The following is a 22034-nucleotide window of genomic DNA, read 5'->3' as shown; positions in this document are numbered from 1 at the left end:
CATCCCGTCAGCCAGGCGTCTTGCAGTATTTGGCCTGGAGGTCGAGCAAGCTTTGCGACGGGGTAAGCCCGTTCTTTTTCACGGTCTCGATCAGCCAGCCGCTGCGGTGCCATTGCTGGATGATGCGATCAATCGCTGCACTGGCATCGTGCTCACCCTTGCGCACCCAGATGACCTGGGGCGATGGAATCAGGTCTTGGGCCAGCGGCAGCTCATAGTCTTTCCAGTCGCTGCTGGTGGCGACCATTTGGCGCAGGGTGGGGCTGACATGGACGGCGGCATCGCAGCCGCCGCCGCGCAATGCCAACAGGGATTCGGGCTGCCCGCGAAACGCCTTGATCTTGGCACCGTATTCCTCGATCAGCGGTTTGGTGTAATTCGAGCCCTGCGAGACGCAGACCGTTTTGCCGCGCACGTCTTCCCATTGCCTGAAGCTGCCACCCTTGCGGGTAAGCAGCGCGCCGCCTATCTCCTCAAACGGTGTCGGGGCGAAGTCCAGGATCTCGGAGCGCTCCTGCGTCCAGGACATGTTGGCGATCAGCACATCCACCTTGCCGGACTGCAGAAACTGCACGCGATTGGAGGGCTGGACCTGCACGGCATCGAGCTTCACGGCCAGGCCTGTGGCCACGGCCTGCGCGAGATCGACGTTGAAGCCTTCGGGCTTTTGGGTGGCTGGGTTGATGGTGCCGAACGGCGGGCCGGAAAGAATCACGCCGATGGTGACCTGTCCACGTTGCTTGATCTTGTCGAGCGTGGCATCGGCATGGGCCACCGTGGTGGTCAGCGCCAGGGCCGTGGCCGCGAGGGTGGAGAGAAGGCGAGGAGTCATGGCAAAGGAACAAGGGCGGCCGGCTCCCAATGGGGGCAGGCCGCGAACAGGCTGGGGGCAGAGGTGGATTACCGGGTCTTGGACGATTGCAAGGCCTGCTGGTGCAGTTCTGCCAGCGCGGGCAATGGGGGCGTGATGCCCAGGCGCTTCTCCGTCTCGATCAACCAGCCCGTGCGGTGCCAGTTCTGAATCACTTTGTCGACGGCCGCAATGGTGTCGTTTTCGCCCTTGCGGGTCCACACGACCGATGGTGCTTCACCCAGCGGGATGGTGATCGGTGCGTCGTAATCTTTCCAATCGGCATTGGTTCTGAGCAGGGGATAGATCAGCGTGGTGTCATGCACGGAGGCCACGCAGTTGCCGCCCCGCAGTGCCAGCAGGGCTTCTGCCGAGCCTTTGAAGCCCTTGACCTGCACGCCGTAGTCCGCCCCCAGAATGCGGGCATAGCTGCCGCCTTGCGAGGCGCAGACGGGTTTACCACGCAGGTCTTCCCATTTGGACAGGCCACTGCCCTTGCGAGCGAGCGCCGTGCCACCCACCTTGTAAAAAGGTGTGGGGGCAAAGCCCATCACCTCTGCACGCTCCGGGTTCCATTCGATCGAGGCGATCAGCAGGTCGACCTTGCCCGACTGCAGAAACTGCACACGGTTGGACGGCTGCACCTGGATCAGCGTGGCGTCCGCACCCAGGTCCCGTGCCAGCTGGCGCGCCAGCTCGGGATTCCAGCCAATGAAGCGCTGGTTGGAGGGGTCAATCGAGCCTGTGGGGCCGCCGTTGAGCAGCACACCAATGGTGACGGACTTGTTGGCCTTGATCTTGTCCAGTGTGGCATCCGCATGGGCGCTTGCTGCACACAGCGCTGCAGCAGCGGCAAAGGCCAGGGTGAAGAAGGGGGGAGAAGAGGGGGAGACCGTCGAACGCATATCAGAAGGGGGCCAAGGCGCCAAAAAAGCGAGAGAAATTTCCGCTGGTATGCCTATTGTTCGGGCCGCCCGCTGCTGCAGCAACGAAGTTTTTCGTGCTTGGGTATGCGTAAGTCTTATATGGGAATCGGCCAGCGCAGGCCGGCGGGTGGCTGTTGCGCTGCTCGGCTTGCGAGCAGCTCCGTCACGTTCCCGGCCGCACGCTGGCACTGCCGGCACTGCCGCTGGCTGCCCGCCCTCACAGCAGGCGGCACAGGCCATCTGCAGCCGCAAGCAGGCGAGACGGCAAGCAGCGGATAAAAATGCAAACGCCCGGTGCAATGCACCGGGCGCCTTGGGCCGGATCGGGCCGGCAAGGTTCAAACGTCGTGACCGTCAGCCCTGCGCAGCAGGGCTGCCCATCACAGTGCCATGTCCGGCACCTTCTTCAGGTCCTTCATGTTTTCATTGGGCTGCACACCTGCTTCGACGCCTTGCAGGCTGGGCGAGGCAATCGCCAGGTTCAGCGCCTGCTCGGTGGCCTGCCATTCCTGCTGCAGCAGCGCAGGGTTCTCGTTGAGCTTGACGCCGTAGCTTGGCACGATCTTGCGGATCTTCTCTTGCCATTCGGCGCTCTTGACCTTCTCGGGGAAAGCCTTTTCCAGCAAGGTCAGCATGATCGCTGGCGAGGTCGAGCCGCCTGGCGATGCACCCAGCAGCGCGGTCAGCGAACGGTCCTGGGCGACGACCACTTCGGTGCCGAGCTTGAGGATGCCGCCCTTTTCCGGGTCATTCTTGATGATCTGCACCCGCTGGCCGGCTTCCCACAGGCGCCAGTCGGCATCCTTGGCCTCGGGCATGTAATGGCGCAGCGCATCCATCTTCTGCTCCTTGTTCAGGCTCAGCTGCTGGGCCAGGTACTTGACCAGCGCAAACTCGTTGACGCCCACTTGCAGCTGCGGGATCACGTTGGCAAAGGTCGTGGCCTTGGCCAGGTCGAAGTAGGAGCCGTTCTTCAGGAACTTGCTCGACCAGGTCGCAAATGGCCCGAACAGCAGCACGCGCTTGCCGTCCAGCACACGGGTGTCCAGGTGGGGCACGGACATCGGAGGCGAGCCGGTGTCGGCCAGGCCATAGACCTTGGCCAGATGGCGTTCGGTGATCGCCGGGTTCTCGGTGACCAGGAACTCGCCGCCCACCGGGAAACCGCCGTAGACCTTGGACTCGGGGATGCCCGACAACTGCAGCAGCGGCAGCGCCGCGCCACCGGCGCCGATGAAGATGAAGCGTGCATCCACGGTCTGGATCTTGCTGCCATCCTTCATGTCGAAGGCCGACACGCGCCAGGAGCCATCGCTGTTGCGCGTGATGGAGCGCACTTCCTGGCCCGTGTGGAGCTTGAAATTGGGCTTGGACGACAGGTTTTTGTAGAACTGGCGCGTGATCTCACCCAGGTTCACGTCGGTGCCCAGCGGCGAGCGCGTGGCCGTCACCACTTCGGCCGGGTCACGGCCTTCCATCATCAGCGGAATCCATTCCTTGATCTTTTCCGGATCGGTGGACGACTCCATGCCGGTGAACAGCGGCGAGGCTTCCAGGGCCTTGAGGCGCTTTTGGATGAAGGCGCGGTTTTCTTCGCCGAACACCAGGTTCATGTGGGGCGTGGAGTTGATGAACTCGCGGGGATTGCCCAATACGCCGGTACGCACCTGGTGCGACCAGAATTGGCGCGACACCTGGAAGTTTTCATTAATGTTAATGGCAGAGGAAATCTGCACATTGCCATTTTTATCCATCGGTGTGTAATTGAGCTCGCACAGCGCCGAGTGGCCGGTGCCGGCATTATTCCAGCCGTTCGAACTTTCTTCGGCGACCTGGTCGAGGCGCTCGAACAATTCATAGGTCCAGCCGGGTTCCAGCTCCTGCAGATAAACGCCCAAGGTGGCACTCATGATGCCGCCGCCAATCAGCAGTACATCGACTTGGCGGTCTGCTTTTTCTGCACGGTACTGGCTACCGAAGAAATACTGGTAGCCCACGACGCCAGCACCAACTGCCGCCGCCGAGGCGACGAACTTGCGGCGGGTGAAGCCCTTCTTGGGCGCTTTGGCAGCGGAGGCCGCTTGGGGATTTTCTGTTGGATTCGTCATTGCTGAAACTCCACAAATTTTTGGATTTTGACAGTATTGTCATTAAGGACCATGAATAACCATGGTTTAAGCAGGCTCAATGTCTCTCCGATTCTTGGGTGCCTGTTCTGACGGTATTGAGCTGCTTGGCTTAGGCGGTTCTAGATAAGGCTGCCAATGAATATCCAGTGCCGATATTAAAGGTGGTACTGAATATCCATTAGGCAGGAAGTGGTTCATAAGCGATCACGGGCGCACCGGTATTTGGCGGCGTGCCAAAAACCAGTCGGCCAGGCCAGCGCAGACCATGGTGGCCGCTACCGGGGTGACCCAGCCCAGGCCCAGCGCCGCGCCGGGCAGGTGGTCCAGCCAGGCGGGCAGGGCGCTGGTCCATTGCAGCGCCTTGGCGCCATCGACCAGGCCAAATACCAGCGCCACCAGCATCACCGGGATATAGACCCGTGTGGGTTGCTGCCAGCGCTGCAGCAGGCTGAGCGACACCAGCGCAATCGCAGGGGGATAGAGGGCGACCAGCACCGGGCCGGCGATCTCGATCAGCTGCGCCAGGCCCTGGTTGGCCACGGCGGCGCTGAAGATGCACAAGGACAGCGCCACACTGCGGTAGGAGAAACCGGTGAGCTGGCTGAAAAAGCTGCTGCAGGCGCTGACCAGGCCCACGCCGGTGGTCAGGCAGGCCAGCAGAATCACCGCGGCAATCAGCCAGATGCCGGCGCTGCCGAAGCGGTGCTGCACAAAGGCGGTGAGGATCTGCACGCCGGTGACGGTGTTCTGCGCCAGCTCGCCACTGGTGGCGCCCAGGTAGCACAGCGAGATGTAGACCAGGCTCAGGCACACCGCGGCAATCAGCCCGGCATAGATGGCGTAGCGGGTGTGCAGGCGTGTATCGGTCACGCCCGCGTCCTTGATCGCGTTGACGATGACGATGCCGAACACCAGCGAGGCGAGGGCGTCCATGGTCTGGTAACCCTGCACAAAGCCCTGGGCAAAGGCAGCCAGTTGCGTGCCATAGTCCGGGCTGGCCGTGCTGTAGCCACCTACGGGTGCCAGCACCGCCATGCCGCCCAGCGCCAGCAGCGCAGCAATCAGCAGCGGGGTGATGAGCTTGCCCAAGGTGTCCATCAGCTTGCCGGGGAACAGCGACAGCAGCAGCACCAGCGAGAAATAGACGATGCTGAACACCAGCAGTGCAATCGAGGTATTGCCGACAAAGGGCGCAATGCCCATCTCGAACGAGACGGTGGCGGTGCGTGGCGTGGCAAAGAAGGGGCCGATCGTCAAATAGATCGTCGTGGCCAGCACCAGGCCGGCGATGCGGCCAATCGGGTGGGTCAGCTGGTCCAGACCACCGCCCACGCGGGCCAGTGCAACCACACCCAGCAGCGGCAGGCCCACGCCCGTCAGCAGGAAGCCGGTTGTCGCGCCCAGCAGGTTCTCTCCTGCAGACAGGCCGACCAGCGGCGGGAAAATGATGTTTCCGGCCCCCAGGAACAGGGCAAAGGTCATGAAGCCGAGGGCGATAATGTCCCTGGTTTTCAGTGATTTCATAATGGCTCTTGGTTCTTGCTGGTTAGCGCCCACTTGGAGTGGAGGCCATCAGCGCATGGAGTCGCGGAAACGGGCATCAGAAAAAAACCCCCTGGGTGCATGCGCGGCAAATAGCGTTCCTGCTGGCTCGGTGCAAAGGCTTCGAGCGCGCGGCGTCCATGCCGGGGCTGGTGTTATAGGCTGGGCCAATGAGAGCCCTGTAATATCTGATGCGACGTGAATCCGTATAAACCCTTATTTTCTGCGAAAAATCGTGACCCAGATCAGCAAAGGCATATGCACCCCAGGGATTAGTAGGGTTGCAGTGCATAAACGTAGTAGGCAAGCGTCCTGCCCCGAGGGCCCATGGCTGCGGTGTGCCGGGACAGCCCACCGTAGTTCCGGAGGCCTGCATGGCTGATTTGTTTAGCCAGGAACCGGCCGCTCCGCTGGCCGAGGCGCTGCGCCCCAAGACGCTGGATGAGGTGGTGGGCCAGTCCCACTTGCTGGGAGAAGGCAAGCCGTTGCGGCTCGCTTTCCAATCCGGCAAACCCCATTCGATGATCTTCTGGGGCCCGCCCGGTGTCGGCAAGACCACCTTGGCGCGGCTGACGGCCACCGCTTTCAAGTGCGAGTTCATTGCGCTGTCTGCCGTGTTCTCCGGCGTCAAGGACATCCGCGCAGCGATGGAGCAGGCCCAGCAGAACCTGGCGATGGGCAAACACACGATCCTGTTTGTCGATGAAATCCACCGCTTCAACAAATCGCAGCAGGATGCCTTGCTGCCTTATGCGGAAAGCGGCTTGGTCACCTTCATTGGCGCGACGACCGAAAATCCCTCGTTCGAGGTGAACTCGGCCTTGCTGTCGCGCGCCCAGGTCTATGTGCTCAAGTCGCTCACAGACGAAGAGCTGCGCCTGCTCCTGAAGCGTGCCCAAGAGATTGCACTGGGCCATCTTGCGTTTGATGACCTGGCCACCGACACCATCATTGGCTATGCAGATGGCGATGCCCGGCGCTTTTTGAACCTGCTCGAGCAGACCAGCACGGCAGCGCAGGCTTCGGGCATGACCAAGATCACCGCAGACTTCCTGCAGAACGCGCTGACCCTGAACAGCCGCCGTTTTGACAAGGGTGGCGACAACTTCTACGACCAGATATCCGCATTGCACAAGTCGGTGCGCGGCTCGCACCCGGATGCCGCGCTCTACTGGCTCACCCGCATGCTCGACGGCGGCGCCGATGCGCGCTACCTGTCCCGGCGCATTGTGCGCATGGCCTGGGAGGACATTGGCCTGGCCGACCCGCGCGCAATGCAGATCGCCAACGATGCCGCGCTGACCTATGAACGCCTGGGCAGCCCCGAAGGCGAGCTGGCGTTGGGCCAGGCCGTCATCTACCTGGCGATGGCCGCCAAGAGCAATGCCGGCTACAACGCCTACAACCTGGCCAAGGCCTTTGTGAAGCAGGACAAGAGCCGCGAAGTGCCTGTACACCTGCGCAACGCCCCGACCAAGCTGATGAAGGAGCTGGGCTATGGGCATGAATACCGTTACGCGCATGACGAACCCAACGCCTACGCGGCCGGAGAAACCTATCTCCCGGAAGGGATAGACGAGCCTGGCTGGTACCAGCCCGTGCCCCGGGGCCTGGAGCTGAAGATTGGCGAGAAGCTGGCACAGCTCAGGCGCTGGGACGACGAGGCCGGGCAGGACTGATCCGGGCCAGTGGCCGGGCTGCGGCTGTGCATGCCTGCGGCCCCCGCCAAGGCGTTCGCGGCCCCTGCTTCCCCTCGCTGCGGTAGCCCGTTCCCGAGCGGCGTCCGCCGGGACGCTCCGGCACGCTGGCATCGCGAGGCCAGCAAGCCCGTCGGATATACCCCTGGCCGCACAATACCGGCCATGATCGTCCGTCCACCCTTGCATTGGCTGCGCATGCTGTTTGTGTGGCGTGGCTCCATCCTGCCGGCGATCACGCCGCAGCTGGTCCTCATCACCATCCTCGCGGTGGTGGCCACAATGCTGCACGGCTCCATCCTGAGCTGGAAAGTGCCGCTGAACTTTGTGCCTTTTTCGCTGATCGGCCTGACCCTGGCGATCTTTCTGGGCTTCCGCAACAGCACCTCGTATGCGCGCTTCTGGGAGGCGCGCACACTCTGGGGCGTGTTGCTGGTCGAGAGCCGGCATCTGGCGGCCCAGGCGCTGACGTTGACCCAGGACCGCGCACAGGCGCGCATGCTGGTGCTGCGCCTGTGCGCCTTTGCCTATGCGCTCAAGCACCAGCTGCGCGGCAGCGATGCGCGTGCGGATCTGGCGCTGTTCCTGCCCCAGGGCGAGGTGCAGCAGATCAGCCAGGCGCGCTATCCGGCGGCCGTCGCACTGCTGCTGGTACAGCGCTGGGTCGGCACGCAGTGCCTGCAAGGCCATATTGCGCCGGCCGTGGTGCCCGTGTTCGAGCAGGCACTGGCGCGGCTGGGCAGTGCGCTGGGCGGCTGCGAGCGCATCGCCAGCACGCCCATTCCGTTCACCTATTCGGTGATCCTGCACCGCAGCATCTATATCTACTGCTTTTTGCTGCCCTTTGGCCTGCTGGACTCCATCGGCACGATGACGCCGGTGATCGTCTGCTTTGTCGCCTACACCTTCTTCGCGCTGGAGGCGCTGGGCGCCGAGCTGGAACATCCCTTTGGCATGGAGGCCAATGACCTGGCGCTCGATGCGATGGTCTACGGCATTGAGTCCTCGGTGATGGAGATGCTGGGCGAGGCGCCGCTGGCTAAGGCCCCCCAGGTTCGTGATTTTGTACTGCACTGAACACCAGGCTGGCGCCCAATCCTGAGCCCTCTGAGCGCGGCGACAGCTGAAACTGCGCCTGCTGTAGATGCGCCAGCCTGGCCACAATCGCCAGGCCCAGGCCGGCGCCCTGGCCCAGGGACTGGCCGCTGGGCCCTTGCTGCCAGCGCTGCATCGCGGCCTCGCATTGCGCCTCGCTCATGCCCGGGCCGTCGTCGATGACGGCCAGCACCACGCTGCGGCCATCGTCAGCGGCCTGCAGGGCCACGGTGACCGACTGGCCGCCATAGCGCAGCGCGTTGAGGATCAGGTTGTCGAGCATGGCGGCGAGCAGGTTGGCATCGGCGGCGATGCGCAGCTGCTCGGCCTCGGCCGTGTCCAGGCCCTCGGCACCCAGGTCGATCCGGGCGCGGCTGGCGGCATCCCAGTGGCGCAGCACCGCCTGCTGCACCTGCTCGGCAGCGGCCACCGGCGCCAGTTGCACGGCGCTGGCCTCGTCGCTCAGCGCCAATAGCAGCAACTGGTCCACCAGGTGGCTGGCACGCGCCACGCTGTCGGAGATGCGCTGCAGTTGCTGCTGCTGCACCGCAGGGTCGGCATGGCCCAGGCCATAGTCGGCCAGCGCCTTGATGCCGGCCAGCGGCGTGCGCACCTCATGCGCCACATTGCCGGCAAACTCGCGCTGGGCCTCGACGTTATCGGCAATGCGGGCGAGCAGCGCATTGGTGGTCTGGTGCAGTTGCTCGATCTCGCGCGTGGTCGCCGGCGCGCTGGGCGGGATCGGCGCCAGATCCTGCGCATCGCGCCGCGACAGCGATCTTTGCAGCGCGGCCAGCGGTGCCATGTCCTGGCCGATGCGGTGGTGCAGCCACCACAGCAGCAGCACCAGCAGCGTCAGCTGCGGGATCGCGGCATAGAGGAACAGGTGCTGGATCAGGCTGTCTCGCACCCGCGTGGTGTGCATCATCACGATGCTGAGCTGCTGCTCGCCTACGGCGCTGCGCAGTGCCACTGCCCGCACCAGCTGGCCGTTGTAGAGGGTTTCGCGGTAGCTCACCGGCTCGCTCTCGTCCCAGGGCAGCAGCGGCAGCGGCTCACCGGCCAGCTGGCTGCCATCGCTGCGGTAGACGGCGTAGTACACATACTCGGCCTGGTCGAAGAGGGCGGCCTTGAGCTCGCTGTCGGTCAGCTGCAGGGCCACCTTGCCCTCGTCATCGGCGCGCAGGTGCGAGGCAATCGCATAGGCATCGTCGAGCAGCGCGCGGTCGAATGCGCTTTGGGTGAAATGGTTGGCCAGCGCCATCATGAACACGGTGCCCAGCAACCAGGTCCACACCAGCGGCCCGCGCACATGGCGCAGCACGCGCATGCGCAGCGAGGGCAGCGGGCCGGGGCGGGTGGTGGTGGTAGTGGCGGCGCTCATGCGGCATCGCCGCTGTCGGCCTCGATCAGGTAGCCAATGCCGCGCAGGGTGCGGATCGCCGCGCCACTGTGCTGCAGCTTCTTGCGCAGCCGCGAGATAAAGGCTTCGAGCGCGTTGTCGCCCAGCGCGTCGTCATAGCCCGAGAGCTTGTCCGACAGGCTGCGCTTGCTCACTGCGCGGCCGGGCGGGCTCATCAGCTCCCACAGCACTTCGAATTCGCGCGCCGGCAGATCCAGCGGCTGCATGCCGATGCGAAAGCGCCGGTTGTTGCGCTCCAGGCTGAGCTGGCCCACGGTCGATACATCCTGCGTGCCAATGGCGCGGCGCACCAGCGCGCGCAACCGGGCTTCCACCTCGGCCAGCGCAAAGGGCTTGCCCAGGTAGTCGTCGGCGCCGCTGTCCAGGCCGGCAATGCGGTCGGGGGTCTGGTTGCGGGCGGTGAGCACCAGCACTGGGGTGTTGTCGCCCCGCCTGCGCGCCTGCTGCAGCAGTGCCAGGCCGCTGCCCATCGCACTGCCGCGCACGGCGCTGCAGGGCAGGTTCAGGTCGAGCAGGATGGCATCAAAGCGCTGCACCCGCCACCAGTGCTCTGCCGCACCCAGGTCGGCCGCCTGGTCCACATGGTGGCCCGCATCGCGCAGGCTGCTGACCACCACATCGCGCAGCACGGCATCGTCTTCAATCACAAGAATTCGCATGGCCCAAGCCTAGCAAAAGCACAACACAGCCGCCAGAAAAAAGCCTGTTCAGGCCGGGTGGCGAGAACAGGCGCACTGGAGTGCAACAGGGTTAAGACGCAGCGGTAGCGGGTGCCGCGTTCTCTTGCGCAACGGCAAAAGCGCGGGCTTCCTTGCGCGATTTGCGCACGCCCGACCAGATGGCCCAGAGCAGGATCGCACCGGTCAGCGCCAGCAACGAAGCGCTGATCGGCCGGTTGAAGAACACCGACGCATCGCCACGCGACAGCAGCATCGCACGGCGCAGGTTCTCTTCGAGCATCGGTCCCAGGATGTAGCCCAGCAGCAGCGGCGCGGCCTCAAAGCGCAGCACCATCAGCACATAGCCGATGACGCCGAGCACGGCCACCATGTAGATGTCGAACAGGTTGTTGTTGACGCTGTAGACGCCGAGCGCGACAAACACCAGGATCGCCGGGTACATCCAGGCAAAGGGAATGCGCAGCAGCGCAACCCACAGCCCGATGGTGGGCAGGTTCAGAATCACCAGGAAAATATTGCCGATCGCAAAACTGACGATCAGCCCCCAGAACAGCTGGGGCTGCTCGGTCATCAGCATCGGGCCGGGCTGGATACCGTGGATGATCAGCGCGCCCAGCATCACGGCCATCACCGCGTCACCCGGAATACCGATGGACAGCGAGGGCACAAAGGCGGTTTGCGCAGCGGCATTGTTCGCCGACTCGGGCGCGGTGATGCCTTCGATGGCGCCATGGCCAAAGCGGCTCGGGTCCTTGGCCACGCGCTTTTCAATCGCGTAGGACATGAAGGACGCGATCGACGGGCCTACGCCCGGCAGCGCACCGAGGAAAGAGCCCAGCGCCGAGCCACGCAGCATCGGCTTGATCGTGTCGCGGAACTCCTGGCGCTCGGGCACCATCGAGCGCAAGGTGACCTTGTCGGGCTTCTGGTTGGCATCGGCCAGGTTGATGCAGCGGATCACCTCGGCCACCCCGAACAGGCCCATTGCCAGCGCCACCAGGTTGATGCCGTCCATCAGCTCGGGGATGTCGAACGAGTAGCGCGCGACGCCCGAATTCACATCGGTGCCGATCATGCCCAGCAGCAGGCCGAACACCACCATGCACAGGCCCTTGGTGGCCGAGCCGGCGCTCATCGACGAGGCGGCGACCAGGCCCAGCAGCATCATCGAGAAGAACTCGGTGGGGCCGAACTGCAGGCCGATCTTGGAGATCGCCGGCGAGAACAGCACCAGCAGGATCAGGCCCGACATGGCGCCGACCAGCGAGGCAATCGTGGTGACAAAGAGCGCCACCCCGGCCTTGCCTTTGCGCGCCATCGGGTAGCCGTCCAGACAGGTCACCGCCGATGACGGTGAGCCCGGCAGGTTCAGCAAGATGGAGGCGGTGGAGCCGCCGTACTGCGCGCCGTAGTAGACGCCGGCCAGCATGATGATGGCCGCCGTGGGCGACATATGGTAGGTAAAGGGCAGCAGCAGCGAGATGGCGGCCAGCGCGCCGATGCCGGGCAGCACGCCGACGACGGTGCCCAAAAATACGCCCAGGAAGCAGTACCAGAGCGTTGAGGGATCGGCCACCACATTGAGGCCCATCCAGAGGTTTCCAAGCAAATCCATAGAGATCCTTTGTCAGTGCCGGGCTCAGGGCCAGATGGGCAGGGTCATGCGCAGACCAATGGGAAAGATGACCGTGGTCAGCGCAGCCACGGCCAGGCTGACCAGCAGGCGCGTGCGCAGGCGCATCTTGGTGGCGATCAGTGCGACCAGGCTGGCGGCCAGTGCCGCCAGAGCCACGCCCAGCGGGTAGAGCAGCAGTGCAAAGGCCAGCAGGCTGGCCACGGACCAGAACAGGTTGCCCCACTGCAGCACGATGGGGCTGCCCTGGCGCCACCAGGCCGGTACCGCCAGCAGCAGGCCCAGGCCAAACAGCAGCCAGCCCAGCACCACCGGGAAGTAGCCCGGCCCCATGCGGTCTGCACTGCCAAAGTTGTATTCGCGCCCATACAGCGCAAAGAACAGGCCTGCTGCTGACATCAGCAGGCCGCCGACGATGTCATGGATGTCTCTTGTCATTTTCATTCGGTTCAATCCTGTGTGGTTCCATGCCTGCGCGCATCTGGGCCAGGATGGGCACGCACGCAGGCGCCGCCACCTTAAGGGCGCTTACCTGACGGGAACCTGATTGCAGGGCGCAAGCCGCGCCGGCAGGCGTGCTGCGGGCGACTCGGCGTTGGAATGCGAATGAAGGGGCGCAGCGCTGTTCAACCCAGCGCAGGCAAGCTGCCAGCCTTTTGTGATTGCTCCAGCAGGAAGCTGATCATCGTGCGCACCGCCTTGGTCTGGTGGCGGTTGGGCATCCACAGCAGGTACATATGGTTGCCGAAAATGCTCAGGCGCCAGTCGCGCAAGGTGGTGACGACCTCGCCGCGCTCGACCTCGGCGCGGATCACATAGTCCGGCACGATGCCCACGCCCAGGCCGGCCATGATGCCCTGGCGCAGGAATGGAAAATGCTCGGAAATGAGGCTGGGCTCCAGCCGGATCTCCTTGCGCACATCGCCCTGGTAGGCACGCACCAGCAGCTGCTTGCCGACCACGCCACTGGTGATCAGCGGCACATGGCGCAGGTCCTCGGGCTGCTGGGGCAGCATGTTCTGGCCCGCGTAGTCGATGCTGGCGCAGGCGACATAGTTCATCTCCCCCATGTGGCGGGCCACCAGGTTGTCGGGCGGCGTAGGCAGCACACGCACCGCGATGTCCACTTCGTCGCGCACCAGGTTGTCGACCCGGTTCTCGAAGATCACATCCAGCACGATGTCCGGGTAGAGGCGCTTGAAGGAGATCAGCCAGTCGCTCATCACCAGCTGGCCATAGCCGCTGGGCACTGCCAGCCCGACCCGGCCCTGCAGGCCCTTGCCCAGGCTGCGGATGGTTTCGCTGGCGGCGGCCAGCTCGTTGCGGATGCTGCGGCCATGCTCATACAGGCGCAGGCCCACCTCGGTCGGTTCGACCCGGCGCGTGGTGCGGCGCACCAGCTGCACGCCCACCGATTTCTCCAACTGGGCCAGGTGGTAGCTGACATTGGCGCGGCTCATCTTGAGCTTGGCGGCGGCGCGGCTGAGGTTGCCGGAATCGATGATTTCCACCAGCAAGGTGAGGGCGTTGTGGTCCATGGGATGCGATTGTCTAAATTCCTTTGACAGTCTGTCAATCCTCTATGTGATTGTCAAATAAGCCTAGTTGCACTGACAATGGTTCGAAACAAGCTTTCGATTGATCTACCAGGAGACATGCATGAGCGCTGAGAACGCCGCTGTGGTGAACATTGCCCGCGAAGGGCAGGTGTTGGTCGTCACGATCCAGAATCCCCCCGTCAACGCATTGAGCCAGGCCGTGCGGCAAGGTCTGGCCGATGCCGTGGCCCAGGCGCGTAGCGATGCGCAGGTCGAGGCCATCTTGCTGGTGGGCAGTGGCAAGGCCTTTATTGCCGGTGCCGATATCCGTGAGTTCGGCAAGCCCGCGATGCCGCCCAGCCTGCCCGATGTGCTCGTGCAGCTGGAAAACAGCGACAAGATCGTCGTGGCCGCGATCCATGGCCCGGCGCTGGGCGGTGGTCTGGAAGTGGCGCTGTCCTGCCACTACCGCCTGGCCGTCTCCGGCGCGAAGCTGGGCCTGCCCGAGGTGCAACTGGGCCTGCTGCCCGGCGCCGGTGGCACGCAGCGCACGCCGCGCCTGATCGGCGTCAAGGCCGCGCTGGATCTGATGCTCTCGGGCCGCCACGCCAGTGCCGAAGAAGCGCTGGCCATGGGCCTGGTCGACAAGGTCGAGCCCGCAGGCAGTGATGCCCGCACGGCGGGCCTGGCCTATGCCAATGCACTGCTGGCGCAGAACGCGCCGGTGCGCCGCACCCGCGAAGCCACGGCGCTGGCCGACAAGGCCGCGTCGCAGGCCGAACTCGATGCCGCCAAGGCCGAATCGGCCAAGAAAAGCCGGGGCCTGTTCTCGCCCGGCAAGATCATCGAATGCGTGCAGGGCGCGCTGGACCTGCCGTTCGAGCAAGGCATGCAAAACGAGCGCAAGCTGTTTGTGCAGTGCCTGGAGAGCCCGCAGCGCGCCGGCTTGATCCATGCCTTCTTTGCCGAGCGTGAAACCGCCAAGATCCCCGAAGCCAAGGCCGCCGCACCGCGCGCGCTGAACAGCATCGGCGTGGTCGGCGGTGGCACCATGGGTGCCGGCATCACCGTGGCGGCGCTGGATGCGGGCCTGCCGGTGGTGATGGTCGAGCGCGATGAGGAATCCATCGCCCGGGGCCGCGCCAATGTGGAAAAGGTCTACGACGGCCTGATCGCCAAGGGCCGCATGACGGCCGAGAAAAAGGCCGCCATCATGGCGCGCTACAGCGGCAGCACCGACTACGCCGCGCTCGCCCAGGTGGACCTGGTGATCGAGGCCGTGTTTGAAGAGATGGGTGTGAAGAAGGCCGTGTTTGCCGAGCTGGACAAGGTCTGCAAGCCCGGCGCCGTGATTGCTACCAACACCTCCTACCTGGATATCGATGCGATTGCCGCGAGCATCTCGCGCCCGCAGGACGTCATCGGCCTGCACTTCTTCAGCCCCGCCAATATCATGAAGCTGCTGGAGATCGTGGTGCCCGCCAAGGTGAGCGCCGATGTGGTGGCCACTGCCTTCGAGCTGGCCCGCCGCATGAAGAAGGTGCCCGTGCGCGCCGGTGTCTGCGATGGCTTTATCGGCAACCGCATTCTGGCCGTATACCGCGAGGCCGCCAATTACCTGCTCGAAGACGGTGCCTCGCCCTACCAGATCGATGAGGCGGTGCGCGAGTTTGGCTACCCGATGGGCCCCTTCCAGGTCGCCGACCTGGCCGGTGGCGACATTGGCTGGGCCACGCGCAAGCGCAAGGCCGCCACGCGCGACCCCAAGGCCCGCTATGTGCAGATTGCCGACCGCATTGCCGAAAAGGGCTGGTTCGGCCAGAAGACCCAGCGCGGCTACTACCTGTACCCGCAAGGCGCACGCGTGGGCGAGCAAGACCCCGAAGTGCTGGCGATTGTGGATGCCGAGCGCCAGCGCGCTGGCGTGACGCCGCGCAGCTTCAGCAATGCCGAGATCATGCGCCGCTACATGGCCGCAATGGTCAATGAAGGCGCCAATGTGGTGCGCGAAGGCATTGCGCTGCGTCCGCTGGATGTGGATGTCACCTTCCTCTACGGCTACGGCTTCCCGCGCTTCCGGGGCGGCCCGATGAAGTGGGCCGACATGGTAGGCCTGGACAAGATCCTGGCCGACATCCGCGAGTTCGCGAAGGAAGACGCGCTGTTCTGGACGCCATCGCCGCTCTTGGTGGAGCTGGTCGAAAAAGGCGAGAACTTCGAGAGCCTGAACAAGGCAGCCTGACGCAGAGTCAGGCTTGAGACAACCCATGGCTTCCATGCAGGCGAAGCCCGGGTTGCATGATCAAAAATGGCGGTTAGCGCTTGGGTGACAAGCGCGGCCGGCCCCAAAAATCACAATCAACGGTCGCTCAGACCCAAGGAGACATGCATGCGTGAAGCCGTCATCGTTTCGACAGCGCGTACGCCGCTGGCCAAATCCCACCGTGGAGAGTTCAATGTCACGCCCGGTGCGCAGCTGGCGGCCTTTTCCATCAGCGCAGCGGTGCAGCGCGCCGGCATCGATCCGGCGCTGATCGAAGACGTAGTGCTGGGCTGCGGCTACCCCGAAGGGACGACCGGCCGCAATATCGGCCGCCAGGCAGCTGTGCGTGCCGGTCTGCCCATCAGCGTGGGTGGCACCGTGGTCAACCGCTTCTGCGCCTCGGGCCTGCAGGCGATTGCGTTTGCGGCCGGCCGCATCATTGTCGATGGTGCACCGGCGATGGTAGCTGGTGGTGTCGAGAGCATCTCGCTGATCCGCTCGAGCAACACCAACCCCTCGGATGCCGATCCCTGGCTGGTGGAGCACAAGCCCGACCTGTTCATGGCCATGATCGACACCGCCGATGTGGTGGCCAAGCGATACGGCATCAGCCGAGAGGACCAGGATGCCTTCTCGCTGCAAAGCCAGCAGCGCACCGCTGCGGCGCAGGCCAATGGCACCTTCGACAACGAGATCGTGCCCTGCGCCACGCGCATGGCCGAGAAGAACAAGGAAACCGGTGAGGTCAGCTACAAGGACGTTACCGCGACCATGGACAACTGCAACCGCCCCTCGACCACGCTCGAAGGACTGGCCAAGCTCGAACCGGTCAAGGGCGCGGGCAACTTCGTCACCGCTGGCAATGCCTCGCAGCTGTCCGATGGCTCGGCCGCCTGCGTGCTGATGGAAGCCAAGGAAGCGGCCAAGCTCGGCCTGACGCCACTGGGCGCCTTCCGCGGTCTGGCGATTGCCGGTTGCGAGCCCGATGAAATGGGCATTGGCCCGGTGTTTGCCGTGCCCAAGCTGCTGGCGCGCCACGGCCTGACGGTGCAGGACATCGACCTCTGGGAGCTGAACGAGGCCTTTGCGTCGCAGGCGCTGTACTGCCAGCGCAAGCTGGGCATTCCGATGGACCGCCTCAACGTCAACGGCGGCGCGATCTCCATCGGCCACCCCTTTGGCATGACCGGCGCGCGCCTGACCGGCCACATCCTGCTCGAAGGCCAGCGCCGCAAGGCCCGGGGCGAGAAGGTGAAGTGGGGCGTGGTGACCATGTGTGTGGGCGGCGGCATGGGTGCCGCTGGCCTATTTGAGATTTTTTAAGGAACTGCGATGGATTTGCAATTCAGCCCCGAAGAAGAAGCCTTCCGCGCCGAAGTACGTGCGTTTCTGAAAGACAATCTGCCCCAGGAACTGGCCGCCAAGGTCAAGGCTGGCCAGCGCCTGACGCGCTTTGACCAGGAAAACTGGCATGCCATCCTGAACAAGAAAGGCTGGCTGGCCTACCACTGGCCGCAGGAATTTGGCGGCACCGGCTGGTCGCCGGTGCAAAAGTTCATTTTTGACGACGAGTGCGCCCTGGCCGGTGGCCCGCGCCTGGTGCCTTTTGGTCTGTCGATGCTCGGCCCGGTGCTGATCAAGTACGGCAACGAGGCGCAGAAGAGCCACTGGCTGCCGCGCATCCTCAATGGCGATGACTGGTGGTGCCAGGGTTACTCCGAGCCGGGCGCCGGCTCCGATTTGGCCTCGCTCAAGACCACGGCCGTGCGCAACGGCGACCACTACATCGTCAACGGCCAGAAGACCTGGACCACCCAGGGCCAGCATGCCAACATGATGTTCTGTCTGGTGCGCACCAACAAAGAGGTGAAGTCGCAGCAGGGCATCAGCTTTGTGCTGATCGACATGAACCAGCCCGGCGTCGAAGTGCGCCCCATCCGCACCCTGGACGGCGACAAGGAAGTCAACGAAGTCTTTCTGACCGATGTGAAGGTGCCGCTGGAAAACCTGGTGGGCGAGGAGAACAAGGGCTGGACCTATGCCAAGTACCTGCTGACCTATGAACGCACCGGCATCGCCGGCGTGGGCTTCTCGATGGCCGGGCTGGAAAAGCTCAAGGTCATCGCCCAGCGCGTGCAGCGCAACGGCAAGCCGCTGATCGAAGACCCGCAGTTTGCCACCCGCATGGCCAAGGTCGAGATCGAGCTGCTGAACATGGCCACCACCAACCTGCGCGTGATCGCGTCGGTCGCGGGCGGCGGTGTGCCGGGGGCCGAGAGCTCGATGCTCAAGATCAAGGGCACCGTCATCCGCCAGGAGCTGCTGTCACTGATCCGCCGCGCGATGGGCCCCTATGCGCTGCCGTTCATCGAAGAGGCCCAGTTTGCCGAATACGCCGACGAGCCGGTGGGCCCCAAGGAGGCGGCCACGGCCGCTGCGGCCTATTTCAACTACCGCAAGCTGTCGATCTTCGGCGGCTCGAACGAGATCCAGCGCAACATCATCTCCAAGATGATCCTCGGCTTGTAAGGAGAATTTTTATGGATTTTCAACTGGATGAAGACCGCCGCATGCTGGCGGACGCGCTGGGCCGCTACCTGAGCGAGCAGTACAGCACCGAGTACCGCAACAAGGCCGCCTATGGCGCCCAGGGCTTCAGCGCCGAGACCTATGCCAAGCTGGCCGAACTGGGCGCGATTGGCGCGCTGTTCAAGGAGGCCGATGGCGGCTTTGGCGGCGATGGTGTCGATATCAGCGTGGTGTTCGAGGCACTGGGCACGCACCTGGTGGCAGAGCCGCTGCTGGGCGCCTTGCTGGTGGGCCGTGCGCTGACCGAGGCCGGCAGTGATGTGCAAAAGGCGCAGCTCGAAGGCATCATCGGCGGCGAGACGATTGCCGCGCTGGCGCATGACGAGCCGGCCAACCACTATGAGCTCAACCGCGTGGCGACCACCGCCCAAGCCGAGGGCGATGGCTGGGTGCTGAACGGCAGCAAGGCCGTGGTGCTGTTTGGCGACCAGGCGCAGCTGCTGCTGGTCTCTGCCCGCACGGCAGGCGCCGTGGGCGATGAGGCCGGCATCTCGCTGTTCCTGGTGCCGGGCGATGCCGCCGGCATCAGCAGCCGGGGCTATGGCCGCATCGATGGCGGCCATGCCGCCGAGCTGGTGCTGGCCAACGTCAAGGTCGGTGCCGATGCCTTGCTGGGCAAGCAGGGCGAAGGCCATGCGCTGCTCGAACGCATCAGCGGCTTTGGCCTGCTGGCGTTGGCGGCCGAATCGCTGGGCGCGATGGATGTGGCCAAGAACCACACCCTGGAGTACCTGCGCACCCGCAAGCAGTTTGGCGTGCCGATCGGCAGCTTTCAGGCACTGCAGCACCGCATGGCCGATCTGCTGCTCGAAGCCGAGCAGGCGCGCTCTGCCGTCATCAACGCGGCAGCGGCCATCGACAACCCCGACTACGTCGAACGTGAAAAAGCGCTGTCGGCGGCCAAGTACAGCGTGGGCCAGATTGGCACCCTGATGGCCGAAGAGGCGATCCAGATGCATGGCGGTATCGGCGTGACCTGGGAGCTGCCGCTGGCGCATTACGCCAAGCGCATCATCATGATCGACCACCAATTGGGCGACATGGACCACCACCTGGCGCGCTACATGGCGCTGCAGGCCCGGGAACGCGCTGCAGCCAAGGCCGCCTGATGACGGCCGCCAGCAACGCAAACCCCGCGCTGCTGGCGCGCCGCGAAGGCGGCGTGCTGGTGCTGACCAACAACAACGAGGCGGCGCGCAATGCGCTGTCGCCCGAGTTCTACCTGGGCCTGACAGCAGCGCTCCAAGACGCAGCAACCGACCCGGCCGTGGGCGCGATTGTGCTCACCGGGGCGGGTGGGCATTTCTGCTCCGGTGGCGACCTGCGCCGCATTGCGACGCGCCGCGACCAGCCGCCGGAAAAGCGCCGTGAGCTGCTCGAAGGCCTGCATGACCTGGTGCGTGCGCTGCGCGACTGCCCCAAGCCCGTGGTGGCGGCGGTGGAGGGCGCAGCGGCCGGTGCCGGCCTGTCGCTGGCCTTGGCCTGCGACATGTTGGTGGCAGCGCGCAATGCCGCGTTCTCGGTCGCCTATGTGAAGGTGGGGCTGTCGCCCGACGGTGGCGCCACGGCCTTTCTGGCCGAGCACCTGTCGCGCCAGCTGCTGACCGAGTTGTGCCTGACCGGCGACCGGGTGAGCGGCGAGCGCATGCAGCAACTGGGCCTGGTCAACCGCCTGGCCGAGCCGGGCGATGCACTGGCCCAGGCCATCGCATTGGCCGCGCAGCTGGCCGATGGGCCGTTGCAGGCCATGGCCAGCATCAAGTCGCTGTGCCGCGCGGCCTATGACAACAGCCTGGAGCAGCAGCTGGACATGGAAGCCGAGCTGATGGTGCAGGCGCAGGCCACACCGGAATCGGCCGAGGGCATTGCCGCGTTTTTGGAAAAGCGCCCCGCCAACTACCTGCAGCTGCGCCGCTGACAGGGACTGAGAAAAATGGCACCGGGGCCGGCCCTGCAAGCTGGCCGGCCAGGTGATCCAAGGAGACAAGTATGCGTGAGGAAGAGAAAGCCACGGCCCTGCCGCTGGCGGGTGTCAAGGTGCTGGACCTGTCCCGTGTTTTTGCCGGCCCCTTGTGCGGCCAGGTGCTGGGCGACCTGGGCGCCGAGGTGATCAAGGTGGAGCACCCCAAGCGCGGTGACGACACCCGCGACTGGGGCCTGCGCATTGGCAAGACCGAGACCACCTACTACAACAGCATGAACCGCAACAAGCGGTCCATCACCGTCGATCTGCAAAAGCCCGAAGGGCTGGCGCTGATCCTGGAGTTGCTGCCGCAGTTCGATGTGGTGATCCACAACTTCAAGCATGGCGGCGCCGACAAGCTGGGCCTGGGCTACGAGGCGCTGAAGGCCTTGAAGCAGGACCTGATCTACTGCAGCGTGACGGGCTATGCCACCGACACCGATGAAGCCGCCCGCCCGGGCTACGACATCCTGGTGCAGGGCGAGGCCGGCTTGATGGCGATGAACGGCGAGGCATCGCAGCCGCCGCTGAAGTTTGGCGTCGCCGTCGTTGACCTGATGACCGGCATGAGCGCCGCCCAGGCGGTGCTGGCCGCGCTGTTTGCCCGCGAGCGCACGGGCCAGGGCCGCAAGATCGACATGGCGCTGTTCGACAACGGCGTCAGCATCACCGGCTACTACGGGCTCGATGCGCTGTTCATGGGCAAGGACCCCGAGCGCTTTGGCAATGCCCATCCGTCGATCGTGCCCTACGGCATGTTCGAGGCGGCCGATGGCCCGCTGATCATTGCGGTGGGCAACAACGCGCAGTTCGAGCGCTTCTGCCGCGATGTGATCGAGCGCCCCGACCTGGCCGACAACCCCAAGTACGCCACCAATGTGGAGCGCGCCAAGGACCGCAAGCTGCTGCTGCCGCTGATGATCGAGACGATCCGCAGCTTCCCGCGTGCGCTGCTGATCGAGCGGCTCAATGCCTGTGGTGTGCCTTGCGGCGAGGTGCTGGGCCTGCATGAGGCGCTGACCTCCGAGCGCGTGCAGCAAGCCGGTCTGGTGCAGAACATGCCCCACCCGGTGGCCGGCCAGACGGCCGTGCTGGCGCCGCCCATCCGCATGGATGGTGAGCGCCTGCCGATTCGCCGCGCGCCACCCACACTCGGTGAGGGTACACGCGAAGTGCTGCAAAATCTGCTGCGTTTGAGTGATTCGCAATTGCAGTCGCTCCAGGCGCAAGGTGTGCTGACCTTGCCCGATTGATACCGAGGCCCGCCCGTGGCGAACGACGCCGCAGCGGGCCCAGAGTTTATTGTTAGAAAGCTGAGACTATGAAAGTACTGGTACCCGTCAAACGCGTGGTGGACTACAACGTCAAGGTGCGCGTCAAGAGCGATGGCTCGGGTGTGGACATTGCGAATGTGAAGATGTCGATGAACCCCTTTGATGAAATCGCGGTGGAAGAGGCCGTGCGATTGAAGGAAAAGGGCGTCGTGACCGAGATCATCGCCGTCAGCTGCGGTGTCACCCAGTGCCAGGAGACCCTGCGCACGGCGATGGCCATTGGAGCCGACCGCGCCATCCTGGTCGAAACCGCCGAAGAGCTGCAGCCGCTGGCCGTGGCCAAGCTGCTGAAGGCGCTGGTCGACAAGGAGCAGCCCGGCCTCGTGATCTGCGGCAAGCAAGCCATTGACGACGACGCCAACCAGACCGGCC

General features: G+C 64.6%; 17 protein-coding genes and 1 pseudogene. 9 read left to right on the top strand and 9 right to left on the bottom strand.

From position 1 onward, the window contains the following. Window positions 1–7: 7 nt before the first annotated feature. From ACCQ08_RS09690 to brnQ, 4 genes are all read right to left on the bottom strand, one after another. Window positions 8–832, bottom strand: coding sequence for a transporter substrate-binding domain-containing protein (locus ACCQ08_RS09690; protein ID WP_373449646.1), 825 nt, complete (start codon window positions 830–832; stop codon window positions 8–10). A 68-nt stretch (window positions 833–900) separates the two neighbouring features. Then, on the bottom strand, window positions 901–1755 hold the full coding sequence (locus tag ACCQ08_RS09685; protein ID WP_373449645.1) for a transporter substrate-binding domain-containing protein: 855 nt from the start codon (window positions 1753–1755) through the stop codon (window positions 901–903). A 401-nt stretch (window positions 1756–2156) separates the two neighbouring features. Continuing rightward, window positions 2157–3884: a malate dehydrogenase (quinone) gene (gene mqo, locus ACCQ08_RS09680; RefSeq protein WP_239810898.1), complete on the bottom strand. Its 1728-nt coding sequence runs from the start codon at window positions 3882–3884 to the stop codon at window positions 2157–2159. A 225-nt stretch (window positions 3885–4109) separates the two neighbouring features. Next, window positions 4110–5429 (bottom strand): branched-chain amino acid transport system II carrier protein, encoded by a 1320-nt coding sequence (gene brnQ, locus ACCQ08_RS09675; RefSeq protein ID WP_312451816.1) that lies wholly within the window; start codon window positions 5427–5429, stop codon window positions 4110–4112. Between the two features lie 392 nt (window positions 5430–5821). On the opposite strand from brnQ, the gene ACCQ08_RS09670 reads away from it, so the two are divergent. Both ACCQ08_RS09670 and ACCQ08_RS09665 read left to right on the top strand, forming a co-directional pair. Further along, on the top strand, window positions 5822–7126 hold the full coding sequence (locus ACCQ08_RS09670) for a replication-associated recombination protein A (protein ID WP_373449644.1): 1305 nt from the start codon (window positions 5822–5824) through the stop codon (window positions 7124–7126). Between the two features lie 183 nt (window positions 7127–7309). Further along, window positions 7310–8221: a bestrophin family protein gene (locus ACCQ08_RS09665; RefSeq protein WP_373449643.1), complete on the top strand. Its 912-nt coding sequence runs from the start codon at window positions 7310–7312 to the stop codon at window positions 8219–8221. Here the strand turns inward: ACCQ08_RS09665 and ACCQ08_RS09660 are convergent. From ACCQ08_RS09660 to ACCQ08_RS09640, 5 genes are all read right to left on the bottom strand, one after another. Then, on the bottom strand, window positions 8184–9623 hold the full coding sequence (locus ACCQ08_RS09660; RefSeq protein WP_373449642.1) for a sensor histidine kinase: 1440 nt from the start codon (window positions 9621–9623) through the stop codon (window positions 8184–8186). The genes ACCQ08_RS09665 and ACCQ08_RS09660 overlap by 38 nt on opposite strands. Then, entirely contained in the window at window positions 9620–10321 is a 702-nt protein-coding gene (locus ACCQ08_RS09655) for a response regulator transcription factor (RefSeq protein ID WP_312833642.1), read from the bottom strand. Before ACCQ08_RS09655 ends, ACCQ08_RS09660 begins: the two co-directional genes overlap by 4 nt. 91 nt (window positions 10322–10412) lie before the next feature. After that, window positions 10413–11957, bottom strand: coding sequence for a tripartite tricarboxylate transporter permease (locus ACCQ08_RS09650; protein WP_313335636.1), 1545 nt, complete (start codon window positions 11955–11957; stop codon window positions 10413–10415). 24 nt (window positions 11958–11981) lie between these two features. After that, complete coding sequence (locus tag ACCQ08_RS09645; protein ID WP_312416151.1) at window positions 11982–12419, bottom strand: tripartite tricarboxylate transporter TctB family protein; 438 nt, start codon at window positions 12417–12419, stop codon at window positions 11982–11984. 182 nt (window positions 12420–12601) lie between these two features. Continuing rightward, window positions 12602–13513: a LysR family transcriptional regulator gene (locus ACCQ08_RS09640; RefSeq protein WP_373449641.1), complete on the bottom strand. Its 912-nt coding sequence runs from the start codon at window positions 13511–13513 to the stop codon at window positions 12602–12604. A 121-nt stretch (window positions 13514–13634) separates the two neighbouring features. Between ACCQ08_RS09640 and ACCQ08_RS09635 the strand changes: the two genes are divergently transcribed. From ACCQ08_RS09635 to ACCQ08_RS09605, 7 genes and pseudogenes are all read left to right on the top strand, one after another. Further along, entirely contained in the window at window positions 13635–15755 is a 2121-nt protein-coding gene (locus ACCQ08_RS09635; RefSeq protein ID WP_313335642.1) for a 3-hydroxyacyl-CoA dehydrogenase NAD-binding domain-containing protein, read from the top strand. Between the two features lie 147 nt (window positions 15756–15902). Further along, the gene (locus ACCQ08_RS09630) at window positions 15903–17099 is read left to right on the top strand and encodes an acetyl-CoA C-acyltransferase (RefSeq protein ID WP_133858690.1); all 1197 of its coding nucleotides are present in this window, start codon (window positions 15903–15905) and stop codon (window positions 17097–17099) included. Between the two features lie 9 nt (window positions 17100–17108). Beyond that, window positions 17109–18305, top strand: coding sequence for an acyl-CoA dehydrogenase family protein (locus tag ACCQ08_RS09625; RefSeq protein WP_373449640.1), 1197 nt, complete (start codon window positions 17109–17111; stop codon window positions 18303–18305). An 11-nt stretch (window positions 18306–18316) separates the two neighbouring features. Continuing rightward, on the top strand, window positions 18317–19474 hold the full coding sequence (locus ACCQ08_RS09620) for an acyl-CoA dehydrogenase family protein (protein ID WP_373449639.1): 1158 nt from the start codon (window positions 18317–18319) through the stop codon (window positions 19472–19474). Then, complete coding sequence (locus tag ACCQ08_RS09615) at window positions 19474–20283, top strand: oxepin-CoA hydrolase, alternative type (protein WP_373449638.1); 810 nt, start codon at window positions 19474–19476, stop codon at window positions 20281–20283. Before ACCQ08_RS09620 ends, ACCQ08_RS09615 begins: the two co-directional genes overlap by 1 nt. Before the next feature lie 71 nt (window positions 20284–20354). Continuing rightward, the gene (locus ACCQ08_RS09610; protein ID WP_239810911.1) at window positions 20355–21581 is read left to right on the top strand and encodes a CaiB/BaiF CoA-transferase family protein; all 1227 of its coding nucleotides are present in this window, start codon (window positions 20355–20357) and stop codon (window positions 21579–21581) included. A 68-nt stretch (window positions 21582–21649) separates the two neighbouring features. Beyond that, window positions 21650–22034: pseudogene (locus ACCQ08_RS09605) on the top strand (electron transfer flavoprotein subunit beta/FixA family protein); the annotation flags it as partial.

The sequence above is a fragment of the Comamonas sp. SY3 genome (genome assembly GCF_041730275.1).
GTDB classification, from domain to species: domain Bacteria; phylum Pseudomonadota; class Gammaproteobacteria; order Burkholderiales; family Burkholderiaceae_C; genus Comamonas; species Comamonas sediminis.
The sequence above is the reverse complement of the archived record's forward strand: the minus strand, read 5'-3'. Positions and strand labels throughout refer to the sequence as shown.

What these genes read in the sequence shown, in the direction of transcription:
- ACCQ08_RS09690 (WP_373449646.1), bottom strand. Translation starts at nt 832, where the DNA reads ATGACTCCTCGCCTTCTCTCCACCCTCGCGGCCACGGCCCTGGCGCTG.
- ACCQ08_RS09685 (WP_373449645.1), bottom strand. Translation starts at nt 1,755, where the DNA reads ATGCGTTCGACGGTCTCCCCCTCTTCTCCCCCCTTCTTCACCCTGGCC.
- mqo (WP_239810898.1), bottom strand. Translation starts at nt 3,884, where the DNA reads ATGACGAATCCAACAGAAAATCCCCAAGCGGCCTCCGCTGCCAAAGCG.
- brnQ (WP_312451816.1), bottom strand. Translation starts at nt 5,429, where the DNA reads ATGAAATCACTGAAAACCAGGGACATTATCGCCCTCGGCTTCATGACC.
- ACCQ08_RS09670 (WP_373449644.1), top strand. Translation starts at nt 5,822, where the DNA reads ATGGCTGATTTGTTTAGCCAGGAACCGGCCGCTCCGCTGGCCGAGGCG.
- ACCQ08_RS09665 (WP_373449643.1), top strand. Translation starts at nt 7,310, where the DNA reads ATGATCGTCCGTCCACCCTTGCATTGGCTGCGCATGCTGTTTGTGTGG.
- ACCQ08_RS09660 (WP_373449642.1), bottom strand. Translation starts at nt 9,623, where the DNA reads ATGAGCGCCGCCACTACCACCACCACCCGCCCCGGCCCGCTGCCCTCG.
- ACCQ08_RS09655 (WP_312833642.1), bottom strand. Translation starts at nt 10,321, where the DNA reads ATGCGAATTCTTGTGATTGAAGACGATGCCGTGCTGCGCGATGTGGTG.
- ACCQ08_RS09650 (WP_313335636.1), bottom strand. Translation starts at nt 11,957, where the DNA reads ATGGATTTGCTTGGAAACCTCTGGATGGGCCTCAATGTGGTGGCCGAT.
- ACCQ08_RS09645 (WP_312416151.1), bottom strand. Translation starts at nt 12,419, where the DNA reads ATGAAAATGACAAGAGACATCCATGACATCGTCGGCGGCCTGCTGATG.
- ACCQ08_RS09640 (WP_373449641.1), bottom strand. Translation starts at nt 13,513, where the DNA reads ATGGACCACAACGCCCTCACCTTGCTGGTGGAAATCATCGATTCCGGC.
- ACCQ08_RS09635 (WP_313335642.1), top strand. Translation starts at nt 13,635, where the DNA reads ATGAGCGCTGAGAACGCCGCTGTGGTGAACATTGCCCGCGAAGGGCAG.
- ACCQ08_RS09630 (WP_133858690.1), top strand. Translation starts at nt 15,903, where the DNA reads ATGCGTGAAGCCGTCATCGTTTCGACAGCGCGTACGCCGCTGGCCAAA.
- ACCQ08_RS09625 (WP_373449640.1), top strand. Translation starts at nt 17,109, where the DNA reads ATGGATTTGCAATTCAGCCCCGAAGAAGAAGCCTTCCGCGCCGAAGTA.
- ACCQ08_RS09620 (WP_373449639.1), top strand. Translation starts at nt 18,317, where the DNA reads ATGGATTTTCAACTGGATGAAGACCGCCGCATGCTGGCGGACGCGCTG.
- ACCQ08_RS09615 (WP_373449638.1), top strand. Translation starts at nt 19,474, where the DNA reads ATGACGGCCGCCAGCAACGCAAACCCCGCGCTGCTGGCGCGCCGCGAA.
- ACCQ08_RS09610 (WP_239810911.1), top strand. Translation starts at nt 20,355, where the DNA reads ATGCGTGAGGAAGAGAAAGCCACGGCCCTGCCGCTGGCGGGTGTCAAG.